A 19,054-nucleotide genomic window follows, 5' to 3' on the forward strand; every position below is an offset into this window, starting at 1 on the left:
TAAATGTATGTCTAGTGCCCAATATAAAGCTAGAGATTATTAAAAACTAGAAATTATTAAAAGGCAATAGGTAAAATAGTAAGTCGATAACGAACATAATACTTAAAACACAATCATAAAAATCAATTAGGGAATGACTATGCATATCACAGCTAATTTCGATGCAGGCAACATTGACATTATTAATGCAGATGACAAAAAAGACATTCAGTTAGCGATTCGTCCAGACGTTGGTGGCGAGTTTTTTCAGTGGTTTAACTTTCGCCTATCAGGACAGGTAGGGGAGCAGTATGTTCTCAATATTATGAATGCAGGCGAAGCGTCCTATTTAGAAGGGTGGGAGGACTACCAAGCGGTTGCTTCTTATGATCGTCAGCATTGGTTCCGTCTGCCAACGTCTTATAAAGATGGCAAGTTGACCATCGTAGCAGAGTTAGAATGCGAAACCATTCAGATTGCGTATTTTGCGCCTTATAGCTATGAGCGTCATCAAGATTTATTGGCCGCCGTGCAAGTGCATCCGCTAGTGACGTTAGAGCATCTAGGCGAAACGCTTGATAAGCGTGACTTGACCCTAGTCAAAATAGGTGACGGTGCTGCTCACAAGCGCAATATATGGATTACTGCTCGTCAGCATCCAGGTGAAACGATGGCTGAATGGCTGATCGAGGGATTATTATATAGCTTGTTAGATAGCGATAATGCGACTGGCAAACAGTTATTAGACAAGGCCAATTTTTATATTGTCCCTAACATGAACCCTGATGGCAGTGTACGTGGACACTTGCGTACTAACGCTGCCGGAACCAACTTAAATCGTGAATGGCAAAGTCCAAGCTTAGACAAAAGCCCTGAAGTATTTCATGTGATTAATAAAATGGAAGCGACAGGCGTGGATCTATTTTACGATGTGCATGGCGATGAAGCATTGCCGTATGTATTCCTAGCTGGGTCACAAGGGACGCCAAGCTATAGTGACCGTCTTGCTGGACTACGTGATAGATTTTCAGACGTATTAAAGTTAGCCAGTGCTGATTTTCAGTCTGAGATTGGCTATGAGATCGATGCGCCGGGTGCTGCCAATATGACCGTTGCCACCAATTGGGTAGCAGAGCGTTTTGATTGCCTCGCTAATACGTTAGAGATGCCATTTAAAGACAATGATAATCTGCCCGATGAAGAGATGGGTTGGTCACCCGAGCGTTCTATCAAATTAGGCGAAGCATCACTGGTAGCAATGCTAGCTGTCGTGGATGATTTACGATAACTATAGAAAAAAAGCTGCAGAAAATCAAAAGCTGCTAATGATGGCCGAGTTTTTTAGTGGTCATCGTTAACAGCTTTTTTAATTTTTATCTTCACATTTGCCAATAACAGCCCTGACAAAATCAACATCATGGCCAGCATTTTCCACCAAGTCACTACTTCTCCTGTGAGTAGGACTGAGGTCACCATACCGAATACGGGCACCAATAGTGCAAACGGCATAACTTTGGAGGCGGTATTTTGACTGAGTAAGTGTGCCCATAGACCAAAGCCAATTAAGGTTGAGATATAGACGATAAACCCAAGTGAGAGCCAAGACTTGAGTGATGCTTCAGTAAATGTTGCTAGTTGCCATGCATCAGTCTCAAATGTAAGAGAAGATATCGTCAACATCACGCAAGCAATGAGACCGCCCCAGACTACCAGCGCTAGCGCAGACAAAGCAGAGGCTTTATTTTTTCCAGTGCTAGATGTGGCAACAGATACCCTTGTTCCTTGCTGCGTCTCTTGTAGGGCAGCTTTCTCTGACGCTTTTTCTAAGGCCTGTTTTGATGCTTGCTTGGAGGCAATATTACCAAAGCTCCAACCGACGGCAGCTATCAGGATACAGATGAACCCTGCCAAAGGCATATCACCGCCAAGGTTTAACGCAATCACGCTGAGTCCTAGTACACCGACCAACATACCGACGATTTGCATACGGCTGACTGCTTCGCCCAACATAAAGTACGCTAGCAATACCGTGATAAAAATCTGAATTTGTAGCAATAGCGCTGTCAATCCTGGTGACGCACCTAGATGCATCGCTGTAAAGACAAAGGCGTACTGCATAACAAATGTGCCGATGGCATAAATAAACAAGGTACGGTTGAATTTAGGCGGCTTTAGAAACAAAACCAGTGGCACAGCAGTAAAGAAAAAACGCAGGGCGGTAAGCATCAGTGGCGGAAAGCTCTCAAGACCCCACGCAATAAAAGTAAAATTTACGCCCCAGATAAAGGTAACCAGTACAGCCAATGCAGTATATATAGGGGACATATGAGCTATCCTAGAGAGTTATTATTCGTTGTCGGGAGTGGTTAGGTGTAATTGTGTTCGGCTTGTGTTTGGCTGATATTTAGACTTAGAGTTATAGTCGAAAGGTCACTATATAATAGGACGGTACTAGCACTATAGTTGATTCAATTTAAAAGTAGTACAAGGCAACCGAGTATAGATGTACATTTGATACTTCAAGCGAGGTTAACGCTGTCATACTTTTACAGTGGAATGACTATATAAGTCTCTGATTGGTTAGTCTAACGATTGAGCCAATACCTCGAAAACTTTTGAATGACTCATTTGCGCCACATTGAACCGCATAAAGTTCTCAGCATTGTCCGATTGGCTAAAAACATTACCCGGCGCCAATACCACACCCTGTGATAAGCAGCGATTGGCCAATTCGGTCGCATTATTATTCTCAGGTAATCGGCACCATAGGAACATACCTGCTTGTGGGAGCAGCCACGGTACGATGCCTAATTTAGCCAATCGTGGTAGCGTATGGGTACGCGCGCTTGCCAGCCGAGTATGGATATCATTCATATGCTTACGGTAGCCGCTATCAGTCAACGCTGAGAACACAACAGCCGCTGCTAACTGACTGCCACCAAAGCCAGTCGCTATCTTTAAATCTACCAAACTCTCAACCCATTCTGTAGGCGCTGCAATATAACCACAGCGTAGGGATGCGGATAACGTTTTAGAAAAACTGCCGATATAGAATACTCGTGATAAACCATCCAAAGCCGCCAATCTCGCCGCAGGCTTGACTTCAAAATCTGCAAAAATATCGTCTTCGATGATGTACAAGCCAGCCGCTTGAGCCAACTGTAATACACGGTATGCCGTAGCAGGTGATAACGTTGCGCCCGTAGGATTGTGAATGGCAGCATTGGTGATGTATAGCCGCGGCTTATGCTTATCTAAAATCGCTGCAAAGGCCTCTACATCTGGCCCATTTGGCGTATAAGGGACGCCAACTACTTTGACCCGATGGGCAAGCAGCTGTGCTCGAAAGTTAAAATAACAAGGATCATCGACGACAACCGTATCACCTGGTGTCAGCAAAAATCGAAAAATCAAATCTATCGCTTGAGTGCCGGAATCCGTCAATATGACCTGTGACGGTTCTGCATTGATACTCAATCCTGCCATACGCCGCGTGAGTAGTTGGCGCAATGTTAACAATCCTAGCGGCGTTGCATACTCACTGATAATGGACGCGTCAGCTTTTGCTACATTTCGCAGACCACGGCGTATACCTGCTTCAAACAGCCAGTCCGCTGGCAACCACCCACAGCCTGGCTTTAATGCACCATCGGGCGGCTCCAGCGACTGCCGCGATACCCACAATGGATCTACCACTCGCTCAATTTTTGGTGCTATATCTGTCAATGATAGAGGTGCTGTCGTCTCTGCCACATAGAACCCTGCACCAGGGCGAGAGTAAATAATGCCCTCAGTTTGCAGGCGCTCGTAGGCTTCAACCACGGTAGATGGTGAAAACCCATAATCTTTGGCAGCAGCACGGACAGATGGTAGCCGCGACTCTGGCATGTAGATAACGGTCGCTATTTTCTCTTTTACGTCAGCCATGACAACTTCGATACGTGTTAGCTTCTTATTCATATTTTTTACAATTTTTGGTAAGGCGAATTTTGTGAAGGTTTTATCTTAAGGTTATAGCTATGACAATATATGGGTAGGATATCCCAACTGTATGGGTTTTATAGTCCAAACAGTTCTGTCTAATTGTACTGGATTGTATATAGATAACCTACTGTGCTTTTGTTTTAATTATTGAACGTAAACGATGTAGAGGTAGGTGTCATTCTATAGTGAACCGCACTAACCTCAGTCAATTCAACGATTATTATTCAAAAAGCAGCGATATATGACCACGAAAAAATATAATAAATATTTAGCGTTTGCCTTATGTGTGATAACGACAAGCGTCAATATTCAAGGACCGCTTTATGCCGTTTATGCACACAATGATGGCTATGGCGTGCTAGCAACTACGATAGCGTTTTCCTTTTATGTATTGGGTGTCATACCTGTATTGTTAGCTTTTGGCGGATTATCTGATCGCATCGGACGGCGCAAGGTGATTTTAATCTCTCTAGCCCTATCGGTAGCAGCGACGGCTCTTATGTTGTTTTATCCATATACGCGCGCGTTAGCAATAGCGCGATTCGTACTGGGTGTGGGAACGGCTCTGATGGCTGCTACGGCGACGGCCTATATGATTGAGCTGCTCGGCTCAACAGATACGATGCGTGCGACAGCGTGGGTGACGGCCAGTACAACGATAGGTTTTGGTCTTGGCCCTGTATTGACGACGGTTTCTTTGATGTTTTATGAAACCGATCAGCCAGCCAGTTTTTTCTTACTGCTAGCGAGCGGGCTGTTCGCTATGTTTTTGTTGTATCAATTACCAGAGACAGCATCTAAACGCACTAATTTGCCCACCTCTATGCTACGGCTACCTTATTTTAACCGTGAGGTCATCTGGTATGGCAGCGGTATTTTGATTTGTTGGGCGACGACAGGATTGGTGTTGTCAGTTATTCCCTCAGTACTGGCCACGCATGGACTCGCTAAGTATGCAGGAATATCCTCTATGTTAGCCATCAGTTGTGGATTGATCGTTCAGCCAATCGCCCGAAAACTTGACCCTCAAGTTTCAAGCAAGCTTGGTCTTCTGATCTTACTACCAGCTTATGCTTTATTGTCTTGGGGGACGTTGAATGCCAATCTGCCAGTCATTCTTTTGGCGGCATTTTTGGCCAGTACTAGTTGCTATGGCTTTGTCTATCTAGGAGGTATGCTAGGAGTCGCACGCTCGGCTGGCAATGAGCAGGCACGTGCGAGTGCAGGCTATTTCTTAATGGCTTATATAGGGCTTAGTGTACCCGTCATCTTTACTGGTTTGATTATGGATCGGTATGGTGCTGCTACTGCGTTCTACGCCTTTGGTGTGTTTTCATTAGTTGGTGTGATTGTCTTATTTGCCAGTCAACCTATATTGAGAATTGGACGTCGTTCGAACGCCAATTTGCATAGCGTGACTTAGAATAAAATTGATAATGCAGTTTTCTATCCATCATCTTTTCATTCAATACCTTTTAATTTAATACCTCTGCATGCAATGTCTATGCTCTAAAATAACGCTCTTTTTTTGCTGGGGCACCACGATAAAGCAAACAATTGTATCAATATAGTGCTTTTATCCCTAACTTTAGTAGAAAACACCGTTTTGCCCATGGCATAGAACTTGCCCTTTATACAGGTATGACAATATTGTCATGTTTTAACTAAAGAGGGTGTGTTCTATGTTCAAAAAAACCATTCTTTCACTGTTTATTCTAAGCGCGTTTGGTATATCAGTATCCCAAGCAGAAGACTTTACGGTTCTTGAGCAAATAGCAGATAAACCTACTCAGTTGAGTAGTGGTGAATACAAAGGCAATTACTACGTACCTTCTACTTTGGACACCATAACATGGGGATATTTGCCAAACAGAGACGCCAGTCCCGTTATGTCTGTTGCCTCTGGTAGTATGGTGACTTTTGATACCGTCTCACATGAAGGTTTGCTCGAAGATCAGGGCCGTGATGCAGAAAAATACTTTAAGTCAAAAGGGGTCAAAGACGACTTTATTTTAGATGAAGCAAAAACAATAACAAAATCAAAATTAAAACATGACTTTGATAAAGATGGTCCACATATCGTGACAGGCCCTATCGAAATCAAAGGGGCGCAACCAGGCGATATCCTAAAAGTAGAAGTCATCAACGTTGAACCGCGCGTGCCGTATGGTGTCATCTCTAACCGCCATGGCAAAGGCGCATTGGCAGGCGAGTTTCCCAAAAAAGCAAAACAAGACAACGCGTCTGCCGCTCACCCTGAGCGCTACGGCAATGTCTCCGTATTTACGCCTATCGAAAAAAATGCCAAAGGTGAATACGAAGGTATCCTAAAAACAGATTCTGGTAAGTCTATACGTTTTCCACTCAGTCCCTTTATGGGTCTAATGGGTGTCGCAGCAAACACCTCAGAGCGAGTGCATTCAGTTCCACCTGCTATGTATGGTGGCAATATTGATATCAATGAATTGGGTGCAGGGGCGACGGTTTATTATCCGGTACAAGTGGCAGGTGCACTGTTTTATACAGGTGACAGTCACTTTGCCCAAGGCGATGGCGAGGTTGCATTGACTGCCCTTGAAGCATCTGCTCGCGCCACTTTTAAATTTACATTGCTAAAAGTAGGTAAGGATAAGATTCCGGGTAAAGAAATAGTGCAACCTTTGGCAGAGAATGCTGAATTTTGGATCACGCCAGGGCTAGATGAAGATTTGGATGAGGCGATGAAGAAGTCTACTCGTGAAGCGATTCGTTTCTTAAATCAAGAGTATGGTATTGATGAGGCAATCGCTTATGCTTACCTAAGTGCAGCGACAGATTTTGAAGTATCGCAAGTCGTGGATAAGACCAAAGGTATCCATGCCAAAATTCGTAAAGCAGATTTCAAAGAGTTTGAAAAATAGTAAGAACTAACACTCTCAAGTTTAGAAAAAAAGTCCTTTATACTGATATAAAGGACTTTTTTTACATTCATTATATTGGTTTAAAAAAGGTGAATATCACTAGAGACACAGCAACGTTCTGTTTTCTTCTACTTCAATTAGCCATCGCACTTTGCAGGATGGTGTAAGCCGCTTTGACCCTCTCTGCGTTGGGGTAGTTCTTATTTGCCAAAATGACAATACCAGATTTTTTTGCGGGAATATAAGCGATATATCCACCGAAACCATTGGTAGCGCCTGTCTTGTTCACCCATACATCGTTTAAAACAGGTGTCGGCTGATTGTTCGCTATGATGGGCTGTGGCTTGAGTACCACATCCGTTGAATTACCTTCAAGCAGTGTGTCTAGCTGAGTGGGGAATGGATACATCTCCCACGCCAATCCCTGTGTAACAGTGCTCGCTTGATAGTATCCCTTTCTAGTGTTTTGCAATGACTGTTGAATATTTTTATCCAAAGGGATTAACCCCATGTTAGCCGCCATGTAATGGGTCATATCCGCGCTGGTTGATTTAATACCATAAGCTTCGGCGTCCAAAATCCCAGGGTTAACTCTTATCGGCTCTCCAGCAGCGTTATAACCAAACGCATAATCGTCCATTTTGTCGTTAGGAACATTGACAAAGGTACTAGGCATATTGAGTAAGGGCAGTATTTTATCTTCCATCACCTGTGTGTAATCCGCGCCCATACTCAAGGCTGATATATGGCCGAATAGTCCTATACTGGCGTTAGAGTATAGACGTTTTGAGTTGATAGGGAAGGCAGGTTGCCACGACTTATAGTAGCGGAACAATTCCTTATTGTTTTTGACATCGTTAGGTACTTGAAGTGGTAGACCACCTGCCGAATAGGTGGCTAGGTTGATAAGCTTGGTGTTACCAATGGCGCTGTCTTGTAGATAAGGAATGTATTTATCAGCGGTATCCTCCAAGTCGAGTGTGCCATTGAGTTCGGAGTAACTGGCCAAAGTCGCGGCAAAGGTCTTACTGATAGAACCCAACTCAAAGATAGTGTTTTCTGAAACAGCCTTGCCAGATTGTTTGTCAGCCAAACCGTAGTTATAAAAAGACGACTTTCCATCGACAATAATACCAAATGCCATACCTGGAATATCATGTGCTTTCATTAGCGACTTGGCTTGTGCATCTACTGTGCTTTTCAGATGACTGTCGCTGTCTGCTGCTTGCACTTGTCCAGATATCAATAAGGCGGCAACGACAGCAGTCAGACCAACTCGGCTAAAAAGTGTTCGCACTGATTTTTTCATGATTATATTACTTGTCCGTTTTGTTAGAAGTAGCGGAGGTCTATTCCTTTACTATGAATGTTTAAACGTATTTATCTCTCATTTATTGAGGAATTGTCGTGTGCACGACAAACTTCTAAGCGCTGTTATAAAATTATAGTCTACAGGCAAAAGATGTCGTCAATGATAAACCTTAACTTATCACTAAATAAATTAATCAGGGATGAATGATGAATAGTAATCAAAATGCTTATGGTATTGTCTGCGCTGTTTTTTGGTTTGACAGCAACTTTCCTCATTTTTATTGTCATATTTAAAATGAGGACAAACCCTAATAGAAAACACGACTTTTGTCATTATCTTGTCATAACCGCATCGTATTCTTTAGCTCACTATGAATGGTGGCTGCGTATGGCTGATGTCTTGACTTATTACATGGGTCATTGATAACAGTAGGCGCATCAATACAAGGTTTGTTTATGAGTGTGACTAATCGGCTTGGTAGTATTTCCACGCGCATGCTGATTATTTTGGCATTGGCTTTTTCATTGATTATTCTGATGGTGTACTGGGTTATTGAAACCCAAGCGAAGCCGCGCCTACTAGAGATGACTTCAGAAACAGTGGTTGAAACGGGTAATGAAGCAATCAATAGCATTATGGCGAGTATCAGCCATGTCGATGGATTGGCAAAGGCGACCAGTACGATGGCTGGTGGCTTGCCAAAAGAAGACGTTCTTTATAAAGAAACCTTTGGCAATCTCATGCAGCAGACGGACCTGCGAATCGTGGGCGGAGGTGTATGGTTTGACCCCAATATGTATGAGCAAGGTCGAGAGCGTCAGTCGTTTGTGTGGGCGCGTGATGAGGCAGGCAACATGCAACCATCAGAACGTTATAATCAAGTGAGCCAAACGCCCAATCCTTATTATCGAGATTGGTGGTACATTCCAGCGATGTATGCGCGTCATGATCACTGTGTCTGGAGCCGTGCGTATGTGGATCCTGTGAGCAATCAGCCGATGATGACGTGTGCAAAGTCATTATATGACAGTCGTAACCAAGCTTTTGATGGCGTGGTGAGTTTTAATTTGTTATTGGATAATCTCGATGATGCCATGAAAAAATGGCAAGATAAGGTAGGTGGCTACGTCTTTTTGGTAGACCTGGACAATCGGTTTTTGACCTTTCCTGATCAGTCGATGGTCACTCAAGTGACGGAAGATAATCCTCAGGGCGAAATGGTAACCGCACATCAATTGGCCAAGAAAAACCCTAGCTTTGCACCTATTGCTGATCGCCTAGATAGTATCAATCGCACACTGATCGATGAAGCGACTGCCAAAGATGAAGGCCGTTTCACGCTCGCCGCCCGTAGTATTTTGAGCACGACCAATTTGGACAAAATCAGCGAACAAGAATCCCAATTACTCTCCGCATTATTGCTGTTGAACATCGATCAGACGTTTAACTTAGTCGGCAGTCATTTGGTCTATACCATCGCTGTGCCCAATGATTTTGTGTTGCAGCAGTCTGCCACCGCTTTTGTGTTTCGTATGCCATTTACGTATTGGAAGATGGTCATCGTTAAGCCTGATAATGACATGATGAGTGTGGCAAATGCACTGTCAAACCAGCTGATTCAAGCCATGCTATTGGGGTTTATTCCGATTTTATTACTGACTGCATGGGTGTTTCGTCGCTACTTTACGCGTCCATTGAAGCACATGGCAATGGCCGTGGCTGATATGGGCACATTGATTGAGCAAAAACAATATCAAAAATTAAGCGTGAATAAATTGCCACACTCAAATGTCAGTGAAATCCAAGTCATCAGCGAGCAGACCAATCAACTGATTGATCGTGTCGTCGAAAACGAAGGCGCGCTTGCTGAAATAAATGTCCATCTAGAGAGCCAAGTGACCGCCCGTACGAAAGATTTGCAGCAAGCCATGGACGAATTAAAAGCCTCACAAGTGCATCTGGTACGCTCCGAAAAAATGGCCACACTCGGTCAGATGGTGGCAGGCGTGGCGCACGAGGTCAATACGCCTCTTGGCTATGTGCGTAGCAATATGGAGCTGGTCGGTGATAACCTCATGCGTTTTGATGAGCTGATACAGCATACCGATCAATTATTGCATGCGTTAAAAGAACCAGAGGCTGACCAAGCACAAGTGACTCAATTGATAGAGGAGACCTTGCAGTGTTGCGAGGCAATTAAAGAAGATGAAGTCAGTGAGGATTTGACAGATTTGATCAAAGACGGCCTGTATGGCGTCGATCAGATTGCGGAGTTGGTCGTGAGTTTGCGTGATTTCTCTCGAATTGACGAATCCAAGGTAAAAGAGGTCGATATCAATGACTGTATCAACACGTCTTTGGTGATGGCACGTAATAATCTAAAAACTCTAGATGTCAGCACCAGTCTGGCTGAGCTACCATTGATTCAATGCAATCCTTCGCAAATCAACCAAGTATTACTCAATCTATTTAATAATGCCGCCCAAGCCATGCCAATGGATTATAAAGGGACATTACAGATCCTCTCGTCTGTTGATGAGTCGCGACAATACGTGGCAATTAGCATTACAGATAATGGTGTTGGTATCAAAGAGAGTATTTTAACGCAGATCTTTGAGCCTTTTTTTACCACCAAAAAAGCCGGTGATGGCACAGGGTTGGGATTGGCTATCACAGCACAAATTATCGAACAACATAGCGGTCGCATCGAGGTCAGCTCAATCGTTGGCACTGGAACGACGTTTACCATCCTGCTGCCGATACAGTCTATCGCTCATAAAACCGAATCTTCACAGGCCTTATTTGAAAGTTGAGAGACTTCCAACTACTTATTTAAAGAGAGCCTCATGCAAAAACCAAAAATTGCCTTTATCGATGATGAACCACGCATTTTACGCAGTTTAAAAATGCACTTCCGACAGTCACACGATGTGTTTATCACCACCGATGCCATTGAGCTGATGGAATATATCAGCGCGAATGAGGTACAAGTGGTCGTCAGCGATCAACGCATGCCAGATAAGCAAGGTACAGAAGTGTTGCGTGATATCAAGGCGGCATCCCCGAATACTATTCGTATCTTATTGACGGGGTATGCAGATCTGAATGCAGTGATTGATTCTGTGAATGAAGGCGAGATTTATCGCTATATCACAAAGCCTTGGCAGAATGATGAACTCAAAAAAACCGTTAATAAAGCCACAGAGATTGCTCAAAAAACCCAAGAAATCACCCAAAATGTCACTGAAAATCATGATACTCAAAACCGTATTCATGCCAGCATTGATAGCAAGCGTAGTATATTGGTGTTAGATGATGATGAGAGTGTCTATCAGCAAATAAAAAGTCATTTTAAGAGTGCTTATACCGTGAGCTGGGCAAGCAATATTGAGCAGGCTGCAAGCTTATTACAAAAAAAACGCTTTGGCGTCACTATTACGGATTCGACGCTCAATAAAGAAAATATCACTCCCATTGTTTATGCGCTAAAAAATATCCAGCCTGATCTGATGGTGCTCATGTTGACCGAGTTCAAAGATGCACATATGGTGATTGATTTGATTAATAAAGGTCAGGTATATCGCTGCCTACCACGACCGACCAATTTTTCTATGATGAGTATCAGTCTTGATCGCGCGTTTGATCATCACGAAAGATTGGTACAGCAGCCGATATTGGCAGCTCGCCATCATGTTGAAGCAGTGCCGGAACCAGAGACGTTGAACTTTTCTGACAAAATAAACCGTTTTTTTGCCAAATTTAGAGGTTGGCGTATTGGAAGGTGACGTCAATCCAACATAAAAGTGATACATGCGATGATCATCTTGCTACTGGTTATAAGCTTTCTCATTGGCTGCACAATATTTACCCCAGTAGAACCGTATGCACTTTAGGAGGAATCGACTGTATTTTGTTTAAGGTCGAACGCTATTTAAGCCAAAAAATTTTGCACGCAGTTGATTAAATACTCTTTTACGGCATTGAACAGTGGGTCAATCAATCGTCGTTCAGGACAGATCAAATATAGTGGATAGGGGGCAACTTGCCAGCCCCCTAGTTTGGCTTCAATATGCCGTTCTTCTTTTATATCAGAACTAATGTCCAAACGAGATTTTAGTGCAACACCATGTCCCATTATTGTCCAACGCCTGACCACGTCACCATCTTTTGCCCGATACAGCGACGCTCACTTGTTTGCCCGAGCCTTCAAACGTCCATTGGCTAAAATATTTGTCATTGTGTTCCAGACACAGCCAATTGTGTTCAGCCAACGCTGGCGGTGTCTTAGGTTCACCAAACTTCTCTAAGTACGTAGGCATTGTCCAAGATGCCCAGTGCATCCTTACAGTGCTGCCAAAACTGCTCACCCTTGTTAGTAAGGCGGAGCTTGCGCATCAAGCGGATGAACAATTTATCCTATTGAGATACGCTGATGGAGGGCAGCCCTAGTTTGAAAAATATCAGACTAAATAGGGTGGTTGGGTTGACGGTTTTATTGTCTCAAACATAACAAACAATCGCTTAGATAACAGTCTAAATAACTCCTTAAATATAACTCACTTTCAAAATTATATTGAAAGTGTTTTAGGTGATGGCTACTGTTTGACCCACAACACTTTCATTACAATGGGCGCTATCACGATGGATAAAATAGAACAGGTATCCAAAACTGAAACAATAATTCAAACAATAAGGGCGATTTATGACTCTGAATACAACTAAAACAATTTTAATCACTGGCAGCACAGATGGCATTGGCAAATTGGCAGCGTTAAAACTGGCAGAAGCTGGGCACCAAGTGTATTTACATGGCCGCGATGCTGACAAACTTGCTAGCGTCATTGCAGAAGTTCAAGCAGTCGCGACAGGCGCAGCAGTAGATAATATTGATGGGTTTGTGGCTGATTTTTCTGATTTAACGGATGTGCTAAAGATGGCAGCAGACGTCAATGAAAAACTGCCAAAGCTTGATGTACTCATAAATAACGCAGGGATTTATACTACGGCATCAGCATTGACTAAAGACGGTTTGGATGTACGTTTCGTAGTCAATTATCTAGCGCCTTATGAGCTGACCAATGCTTTATTACCTTTGCTAAAGCAGTCTGATAAAGCGCGTATCGTGAACTTAAGCTCAGCTGCGCAAGCGTCAATATCTTATCAAGCACTTGCAGGCCAGACCCGCCTCGATGATAAGGATGCTTATGCCCAAAGTAAGCTAGCACTCACGATGTGGAGTATGGCATTAGCTGACACCGTCGCTAGCAACGATATCAATGTCATCGCCGTCAACCCAGGTTCGCTACTGAACACAAAAATGGCTAACGAAGCGTATGGTCAGCATTGGTCATCAGCAGGCAAGGGCGCAAATATCCTAACGGAGTTGGCCATCTCGGATGAGTTCGCTAACGATACTGGTAAATACTTTGATAACGATATAAAAGATGGCGTACATGGCGATGCAAGAGGGATGTTTGGTCGACCACATGCTGATGCTTTAAACCAAGCAGCCATTGCAGAGCTTGAGCAGCAGACTCAGACAGTATTGCAGTCAATTTTTGCATAAGATGCATAAGATTTATATTTTGCGGCATCAATAAATTTCGAACAATTAAACCATTACTAACTATATTTTCAAATTTCATTTTTAAAAAATTTCTCATTGAAAACAGGACGCAGTATTATGCAAACTATTAAAGCCATTGGTTATCAAAATAATCTACCTATTGATAATGAACAATCGCTACAAGACATCACCCTTGATAAGCCAATTGCTTCAGGCCGCGATATTCTCGTAGAAGTAAAAGCCATATCAGTCAATCCAGTAGATTACAAAATCCGTGAAGGGCGTCCTGCCGCAGAAGGTGAGTATGCTGTTATTGGTTGGGATGCTGCTGGTACTGTGACGGCTGTCGGTGAAGACGTCAGTTTATTCTCAGTAGGCGACAACGTCTATTATGCTGGAGATTTGACCCGTTCAGGCAGCAATGCTGAATATCAGTTGGTCGATGAGCGTATCGTTGGACACATGCCAGCCTCTTTGTCTTTCGCTGAGGCAGCGGCATTACCACTCACGACGATTACAGCTTGGGAGATGTTATTTGACCGTTTACAAGTGCCTGTCTCTGATAGCGCAGCGAATGACAGCGATAGTAGCGAGGATGCTAATAACGTCTCAGTATTGGTCATTGGCGCAGCGGGCGGTGTTGGATCTATCTTAACTCAGTTATTAAAGACAAGAACGTCTGCCACGATTATTGGTACGGCTTCGAGAGATGAGAGCGTGCAGTGGCTCAAAGATTTGGGTGCTGATCATGTTATCAATCACCGCAACCCATTGTCTGATGAACTACAAAAAACAGGTATTGCTGAAGTAGATTACGTGGTGAGTCTCAATAACACTGAAGATCATTATGAAGAAATCATTAAATGCTTAAAGCCGCAGGGTAAGCTTGGACTGATTGATGATCCAAAATCACTAGATGCCAACCCTCTTAAAACCAAAAGCTTAAGCCTGCATTGGGAGTTTATGTTTGCACGCTCAATGTTCAATACGCCAGACATGATTGAACAGCATCATTTATTAAATGCAGTGGCAAAATTGATTGATGCAGGCGAGATCAAAACCACGGTCGCTCACAATCTTGGGGCTATCACCGCTGAACATCTACGTAGTGCGCACCAAATGCTAGAAAAACAGCAAGCGCATGGCAAGATTGTATTAGAAGGCTGGTCTGCATAACGCCATTTAGATTAAAAGTTAACAAGGTTTCGGAACACTTTAGGCTGAAGCACAGTACAGCCGTAAAAAGTTGAGTCTTTTAAATAAAGTGGTCTGATATCTAGCTCTAATGGCTTATAAACCGCTACTACATTAAATACTCACTCCATCATTACCGATCCATTTGGGACCTATTTCAACCTCAATATCACGTGCGGTAACGGCCTCAGCGCACTTGGAGCATACTGTCACCGGATGCATAATGTGACCACATGCCTTGTGTCTATGCAACAGTGGCGCCCCGCGTTCATCAGCCATGTATTTATCACCCCAACTGACTAATGCCAGTACGACAGAGTGCAAATCTAATCCACACTCTGTCAGTCTATATTCCTCACGTAGCGGCCGCTGCTGATAGGCGACTTTTTTTAAAATATCGTATTCAACCAGCTTGCGAAGACGGTTAGATAGGACATGGCGTGTAATGCCCAAGCGTTGCTCAAATACGTCGAATCGCCTGACTCCCAAAAAACAATCACGTAAAATCATGAGCGTCCAACGATCACCAATGACTGCTAAAGTGCGAGCCACCGAGCAAGACTGTTGGTTCAGTTCATCCCAGCGCATAGGTTATCTCCTTTATCGTTAAGTCATAGGTTAGCTTGACAGGGTCCAAAAATAAAGATATGTTTTTGTTAGTTCTAAAAAGGAACCTATAAGGAAATAGACATGAACAGAGCACCCGTAGCAGTTGTAATCGGCGCAGGAGATGCCACTGGCAGTGCTGTTGCCAAACGTTTTGCGCGAGAAGGTTTTACTTTGTGCGTGACCAGAAGGACTGTTGAGAAGCTAGAGGCATTAGTCAGTGATATCGAAGCGGCTGGAGGAGTGGTCAAGCCATTTGGTTGTGATGCGCGTGTAGAGCAAGAGATGGTTGAGCTGTTTGCTCATATTGAAAAAGACATTGGACCGATTGAAGTAGTGGTGTTTAACATCGGGGCAAACGTTCATTTCTCCATCTTAGATACGACAGAAAGGGTCTATCGAAAAGTGTGGGAGATGGGTGCCTTGGCTGGATTTTTGACAGGTAGAGAAGCGGCAAAAGTCATGATTCCACGAGAGAGGGGGACAATTATTTTTACGGGTGCAACAGCGTCTGTACGCGGTAGTAAAGGTTTTTCGGCTTTTGCTAGCGCTAAGTTTGCTCTGCGGGCATTGGCACAAAGCATGGCACGCGAGTTGGGGCCAAAAGGCATACATGTCGCACACCCTATCATTGACGGTGCCATTGACACTGACTTTATTCGTGACAACTTTCCCGAGCGCTATGAGCTCAAAGACCAAGACGGTATTTTAAATCCAGAACATATCGCTGAGCAGTATTGGCAGTTGCATTGTCAGCCAAGAGATAGCTGGACACATGAGCTGGATTTACGCCCATGGATGGAAACTTTTTAATCCTATCTGGTTAATAACCGTCAAGATTCTTAATATATATTGCAAGGAATGCAAAGATGAGTAAACAAGTAGAGTTTTTCTTTGATGTGGGTAGCCCAGCCAGTTACTTGGCATGGACTCAATTAGCGAGTATCGCGCAGCGCCATAATGCCGAGGTCGTTTGGCGTCCTATGTTACTTGGTGCAGTGTTTCAAGCCGTTGGTAACACCTCACCAGCTGCCGTACCTGCTAAAGGCGCTTATATGCTCAAAGACCTTAAGCGTTTTTCAGCTATCTATGACGTGCCTTTTCGCTTCAATCCATTTTTCCCAGTCAATACGATGCAGCTTATGCGCGGTGTTACCGCTTATTTAGGGACACCTAAATTTGAGAGTTATTTATCCGCTATCTTTAATGCGCTATGGGCTGAAAAGTTAAATATGGAGTCACCAGAAGTTGTGGCTGAAGTTCTGTCGAAAGTAGGCATTGAGGCTACTGATTTTAAGGTACGTATTAGTGAGCCTGAGGTTAAGGCGCGTTTAAAATCTAGTACCGAAGAAGCAGTAGCACGAGGCGTATTTGGGGCACCAAGTTTCTTCGTAAATGGTGAGATGTTTTTTGGTCAAGACCGATTGAGCTTTGTTGAAGATGCTTTGAGAGATTAAGATCATCAAAAGTACTGGTGTATGCTGATTGACTAAGCATTCATACGCCAGTACTTCGACACTTGTATTTCGCTAACAGACTTATCAAATCATGGTGTTTTTACCTAATAGTCTGTATTTACCACTTCATTTCACCTGTATTTACTTTACTGCCTATTTGTAAATTAGTATCCCCAGATAACGCAGGATAAGCTGCTTCCATGGTAGAAATCACCTTTTCTGACTGCTTGGAGTCTTGCTTTTTTGCCTCATCCAATGCTTGCTCAAAGGTTTCTAGATAGCTGAGGGTGAAATCAACAGCATAGTCTTTTTTGAGTAGGTTGCCTGAATAGTGACCTGGTATCACAAGGTTTGGCTTTAATTGCTTCATTTGTTCCAACGATTGCATCCACTCGCTACGAGCTTCTTTAGTTTGGGTATCAGCAGTCCACACATGCATACCTGATGTTACCGACACACCGCCGAACACAGTTTTTGACTCTGGTACCCACATATATGCTTGATGGGTTCCCACCTCCTTGATTTCAATTTTGTGACCTTCTAGGGTTAGTGTAGACTGATCAAGTGTTTGCGGTACTGTGATTTTGGTAGGCGCATGTTTACCAAGGATTGGACCCCAATGCTTTAATTTTGCATCTTTAGTCGCCTCAATGTGTTCAGTAATCGAAGGGCTAGACATAACCTTTACATTAGGGAAGGCTTTGACTAAAGGCTGAAGACCGAAATAGTAATCTGGATCGCCTGCCGTGATATAAATCATTTTTAGGTCTTTATTGCTTTTTTTGATCATATCAACCAAAGCTTCACCGTCTTTGACGCTAAACTGTGCATCGAACAAAATAGCATCTTTCTCGCCACTTGCCAGCACAGAAACCACTGGGAAAATAGCATTTTGATCAGGTTTATATGCTTGTAGTTGTAGACCGGCTGCGTTTGTTTGGGTTGCGAGCAGTAGCACACTGGCCGCCATAGCAGCTGTCATTAATTTCTTCATAATCTACCTGTATTTTCATTTGAGTAAATAGACCGCGTTAATGGCGGCATTCGTTGTTAGTAGCTATTCTATTCGATTGTATTTCGTCTAAATACGCTATAATTCGGTATTTACTGTTTCAGTTTTCGCGCAAATAAGGATAAAGAGATGGATAGGCTGACTGCATTACAGGTGTTTGTCACGATCGTTGAACAAGGTAGCTTGAGCCGTGCCGCGGACAATTTAGACATGTCTAGAGCTAAGGTAACGCGCTACCTGACAGAGCTTGAGAGCTGGATGGATATGCGCTTATTACATCGCACGACTCGAAGTCTAAGCCTCACTGCACCTGGTGAGCAGACTCTTGAGGTGGCGTACCAGTTGCTTGGATTGACTGACTCGTTGGATCAGATACGCAATCAAAACACTTTGGAGCTAAAAGGTCAGTTGAGAATCACGGCCAGCTTTTCGCTGATTGATAGCCTTTTGATGGATGTGGTTGGTCGCTTTGTATCTCACTGGCCGCAAACAGCGATTGATATTCTTACCACTGATGATTCGGTCAATTTAGTTGATGCCCGTATTGACTTGGCGATTCGTATCACCAATGACTTGGAGCCAAATGTCGTTGCCAGACGTATCGGTGAGTGCCACTCTATCGTATGCGCGGCACCTGAGTATTTACAAAGGCGTGGCAGACCTACAGACGTACAGTCGCTTGTACATCACAACTGTCTATCGTTTGCGTATTTTGGACGGTCTGCATGGGTGTTTGACGGGCCAAATGGTTTAGAATCTGTTCCTATCTCTGGCAATATCAGCGCCAATATCTCTGAAGTCTTGCTCTCTGCCACGTTGCGTGGACATGGGATTAGTTTACAACCATCTGGCGCAGTCAAGTCTTTGATTGCATCTGGACAACTTATTGAGTTATTGCCTGAATGGAAACCCAAAACCTTGGGTGTTTATGTGGTTTATGCCAATCGAAAGCAGGTGACACCACTACAAAGAAAGTTTATTGATTTTCTTGCCGAAGAAATAAAGCGTTCGCCTTATTGGTAGCAAGTAATGAATGGCTCGGAA

The 19,054-nt window shown here is 43.6% G+C and carries 17 protein-coding genes; 10 read left to right on the forward strand and 7 right to left on the reverse strand.

The window, feature by feature from the left end; genetic code table 11:
- Positions 1-139 precede the first annotated feature (139 nt).
- A complete protein-coding gene (locus AK824_RS06700; RefSeq protein WP_057760068.1) occupies positions 140-1,267 on the forward strand; it encodes a M14 family metallopeptidase in 1,128 nt (375 codons plus the stop codon).
- Positions 1,268-1,320: 53 nt separating this feature from the next.
- Here AK824_RS06700 and AK824_RS06705 read toward each other — a convergent pair whose 3' ends face one another.
- Positions 1,321-2,304, reverse strand: coding sequence for an EamA family transporter (locus AK824_RS06705; protein WP_057760070.1), 984 nt, complete (start codon positions 2,302-2,304; stop codon positions 1,321-1,323).
- A gap of 255 nt (positions 2,305-2,559) precedes the next feature.
- Positions 2,560-3,939 (reverse strand): aminotransferase-like domain-containing protein, encoded by a 1,380-nt coding sequence (locus AK824_RS06710; RefSeq protein ID WP_057760072.1) that lies wholly within the window; start codon positions 3,937-3,939, stop codon positions 2,560-2,562.
- Positions 3,940-4,204: 265 nt separating this feature from the next.
- On the opposite strand from AK824_RS06710, the gene AK824_RS06715 reads away from it, so the two are divergent.
- Together AK824_RS06715 and AK824_RS06720 are read left to right on the forward strand one after the other, a co-directional pair.
- Positions 4,205-5,386 (forward strand): MFS transporter, encoded by a 1,182-nt coding sequence (locus AK824_RS06715; protein WP_057760074.1) that lies wholly within the window; start codon positions 4,205-4,207, stop codon positions 5,384-5,386.
- Between the two features lie 259 nt (positions 5,387-5,645).
- Positions 5,646-6,863, forward strand: a complete 1,218-nt coding sequence (locus tag AK824_RS06720) for an acetamidase/formamidase family protein (protein ID WP_057760076.1) — start codon at positions 5,646-5,648, stop codon at positions 6,861-6,863.
- Positions 6,864-6,996: 133 nt separating this feature from the next.
- Here AK824_RS06720 and ampC read toward each other — a convergent pair whose 3' ends face one another.
- Positions 6,997-8,172, reverse strand: coding sequence for a class C beta-lactamase (ampC, locus tag AK824_RS06725; RefSeq protein WP_057760078.1), 1,176 nt, complete (start codon positions 8,170-8,172; stop codon positions 6,997-6,999).
- A gap of 458 nt (positions 8,173-8,630) precedes the next feature.
- Here ampC and AK824_RS06730 point away from each other — a divergent pair, with 458 nt between their 5' ends.
- Entirely contained in the window at positions 8,631-10,988 is a 2,358-nt protein-coding gene (locus AK824_RS06730; RefSeq protein WP_057760080.1) for a sensor histidine kinase, read from the forward strand.
- Between the two features lie 33 nt (positions 10,989-11,021).
- A complete protein-coding gene (locus AK824_RS06735; protein ID WP_057760082.1) occupies positions 11,022-11,960 on the forward strand; it encodes a response regulator in 939 nt (312 codons plus the stop codon).
- A 146-nt stretch (positions 11,961-12,106) separates the two neighbouring features.
- Here AK824_RS06735 and AK824_RS06740 read toward each other — a convergent pair whose 3' ends face one another.
- Both AK824_RS06740 and AK824_RS13520 read right to left on the reverse strand, forming a co-directional pair.
- The gene (locus AK824_RS06740) at positions 12,107-12,310 is read right to left on the reverse strand and encodes a type 2 periplasmic-binding domain-containing protein (protein ID WP_057760084.1); all 204 of its coding nucleotides are present in this window, start codon (positions 12,308-12,310) and stop codon (positions 12,107-12,109) included.
- Positions 12,311-12,332: 22 nt separating this feature from the next.
- Positions 12,333-12,515, reverse strand: a complete 183-nt coding sequence (locus tag AK824_RS13520) for a type 2 periplasmic-binding domain-containing protein (RefSeq protein ID WP_156410694.1) — start codon at positions 12,513-12,515, stop codon at positions 12,333-12,335.
- Positions 12,516-12,877: 362 nt separating this feature from the next.
- Between AK824_RS13520 and AK824_RS06745 the strand changes: the two genes are divergently transcribed.
- Positions 12,878-13,741 (forward strand): SDR family NAD(P)-dependent oxidoreductase, encoded by an 864-nt coding sequence (locus tag AK824_RS06745; RefSeq protein WP_057760086.1) that lies wholly within the window; start codon positions 12,878-12,880, stop codon positions 13,739-13,741.
- A gap of 126 nt (positions 13,742-13,867) precedes the next feature.
- Positions 13,868-14,917: a zinc-binding alcohol dehydrogenase family protein gene (locus AK824_RS06750; protein ID WP_057762481.1), complete on the forward strand. Its 1,050-nt coding sequence runs from the start codon at positions 13,868-13,870 to the stop codon at positions 14,915-14,917.
- Between the two features lie 132 nt (positions 14,918-15,049).
- Here the strand turns inward: AK824_RS06750 and AK824_RS06755 are convergent, their stop codons facing one another.
- Positions 15,050-15,523 carry a winged helix-turn-helix transcriptional regulator gene (locus AK824_RS06755; protein ID WP_057760088.1) on the reverse strand — a complete coding sequence of 158 codons (474 nt, stop codon included), beginning with the start codon at positions 15,521-15,523 and terminating at the stop codon, positions 15,050-15,052.
- 102 nt (positions 15,524-15,625) lie between these two features.
- On the opposite strand from AK824_RS06755, the gene AK824_RS06760 reads away from it, so the two are divergent.
- Positions 15,626-16,354 (forward strand): SDR family oxidoreductase, encoded by a 729-nt coding sequence (locus AK824_RS06760; RefSeq protein ID WP_057760090.1) that lies wholly within the window; start codon positions 15,626-15,628, stop codon positions 16,352-16,354.
- 56 nt (positions 16,355-16,410) lie between these two features.
- On the forward strand, positions 16,411-16,998 hold the full coding sequence (locus AK824_RS06765) for a 2-hydroxychromene-2-carboxylate isomerase (RefSeq protein WP_057760092.1): 588 nt from the start codon (positions 16,411-16,413) through the stop codon (positions 16,996-16,998).
- A 118-nt stretch (positions 16,999-17,116) separates the two neighbouring features.
- Here the strand turns inward: AK824_RS06765 and AK824_RS06770 are convergent, their stop codons facing one another.
- Positions 17,117-17,992 (reverse strand): MBL fold metallo-hydrolase, encoded by an 876-nt coding sequence (locus AK824_RS06770; RefSeq protein WP_057760093.1) that lies wholly within the window; start codon positions 17,990-17,992, stop codon positions 17,117-17,119.
- Between the two features lie 147 nt (positions 17,993-18,139).
- Between AK824_RS06770 and AK824_RS06775 the strand changes: the two genes are divergently transcribed.
- On the forward strand, positions 18,140-19,033 hold the full coding sequence (locus tag AK824_RS06775; protein WP_057760095.1) for a LysR family transcriptional regulator: 894 nt from the start codon (positions 18,140-18,142) through the stop codon (positions 19,031-19,033).
- The last annotated feature ends 21 nt before the right edge of the window (positions 19,034-19,054 follow it).

It is taken from the genome of Psychrobacter sp. P11G3 (genome assembly GCF_001435845.1).
Taxonomy (GTDB): domain Bacteria; phylum Pseudomonadota; class Gammaproteobacteria; order Pseudomonadales; family Moraxellaceae; genus Psychrobacter.

Bases quoted from the DNA above. Each gene is read 5' to 3' on its own strand.
- AK824_RS06700 (WP_057760068.1), top strand. From the start codon at position 140: ATGCATATCACAGCTAATTTCGATGCAGGCAACATTGACATTATTAAT.
- AK824_RS06705 (WP_057760070.1), bottom strand. From the start codon at position 2,304: ATGTCCCCTATATATACTGCATTGGCTGTACTGGTTACCTTTATCTGG.
- AK824_RS06710 (WP_057760072.1), bottom strand. From the start codon at position 3,939: ATGAATAAGAAGCTAACACGTATCGAAGTTGTCATGGCTGACGTAAAA.
- AK824_RS06715 (WP_057760074.1), top strand. From the start codon at position 4,205: ATGACCACGAAAAAATATAATAAATATTTAGCGTTTGCCTTATGTGTG.
- AK824_RS06720 (WP_057760076.1), top strand. From the start codon at position 5,646: ATGTTCAAAAAAACCATTCTTTCACTGTTTATTCTAAGCGCGTTTGGT.
- ampC (WP_057760078.1), bottom strand. From the start codon at position 8,172: ATGAAAAAATCAGTGCGAACACTTTTTAGCCGAGTTGGTCTGACTGCT.
- AK824_RS06730 (WP_057760080.1), top strand. From the start codon at position 8,631: ATGAGTGTGACTAATCGGCTTGGTAGTATTTCCACGCGCATGCTGATT.
- AK824_RS06735 (WP_057760082.1), top strand. From the start codon at position 11,022: ATGCAAAAACCAAAAATTGCCTTTATCGATGATGAACCACGCATTTTA.
- AK824_RS06740 (WP_057760084.1), bottom strand. From the start codon at position 12,310: ATGGGACATGGTGTTGCACTAAAATCTCGTTTGGACATTAGTTCTGAT.
- AK824_RS13520 (WP_156410694.1), bottom strand. From the start codon at position 12,515: ATGCACTGGGCATCTTGGACAATGCCTACGTACTTAGAGAAGTTTGGT.
- AK824_RS06745 (WP_057760086.1), top strand. From the start codon at position 12,878: ATGACTCTGAATACAACTAAAACAATTTTAATCACTGGCAGCACAGAT.
- AK824_RS06755 (WP_057760088.1), bottom strand. From the start codon at position 15,523: ATGCGCTGGGATGAACTGAACCAACAGTCTTGCTCGGTGGCTCGCACT.
- AK824_RS06760 (WP_057760090.1), top strand. From the start codon at position 15,626: ATGAACAGAGCACCCGTAGCAGTTGTAATCGGCGCAGGAGATGCCACT.
- AK824_RS06765 (WP_057760092.1), top strand. From the start codon at position 16,411: ATGAGTAAACAAGTAGAGTTTTTCTTTGATGTGGGTAGCCCAGCCAGT.
- AK824_RS06770 (WP_057760093.1), bottom strand. From the start codon at position 17,992: ATGAAGAAATTAATGACAGCTGCTATGGCGGCCAGTGTGCTACTGCTC.
- AK824_RS06775 (WP_057760095.1), top strand. From the start codon at position 18,140: ATGGATAGGCTGACTGCATTACAGGTGTTTGTCACGATCGTTGAACAA.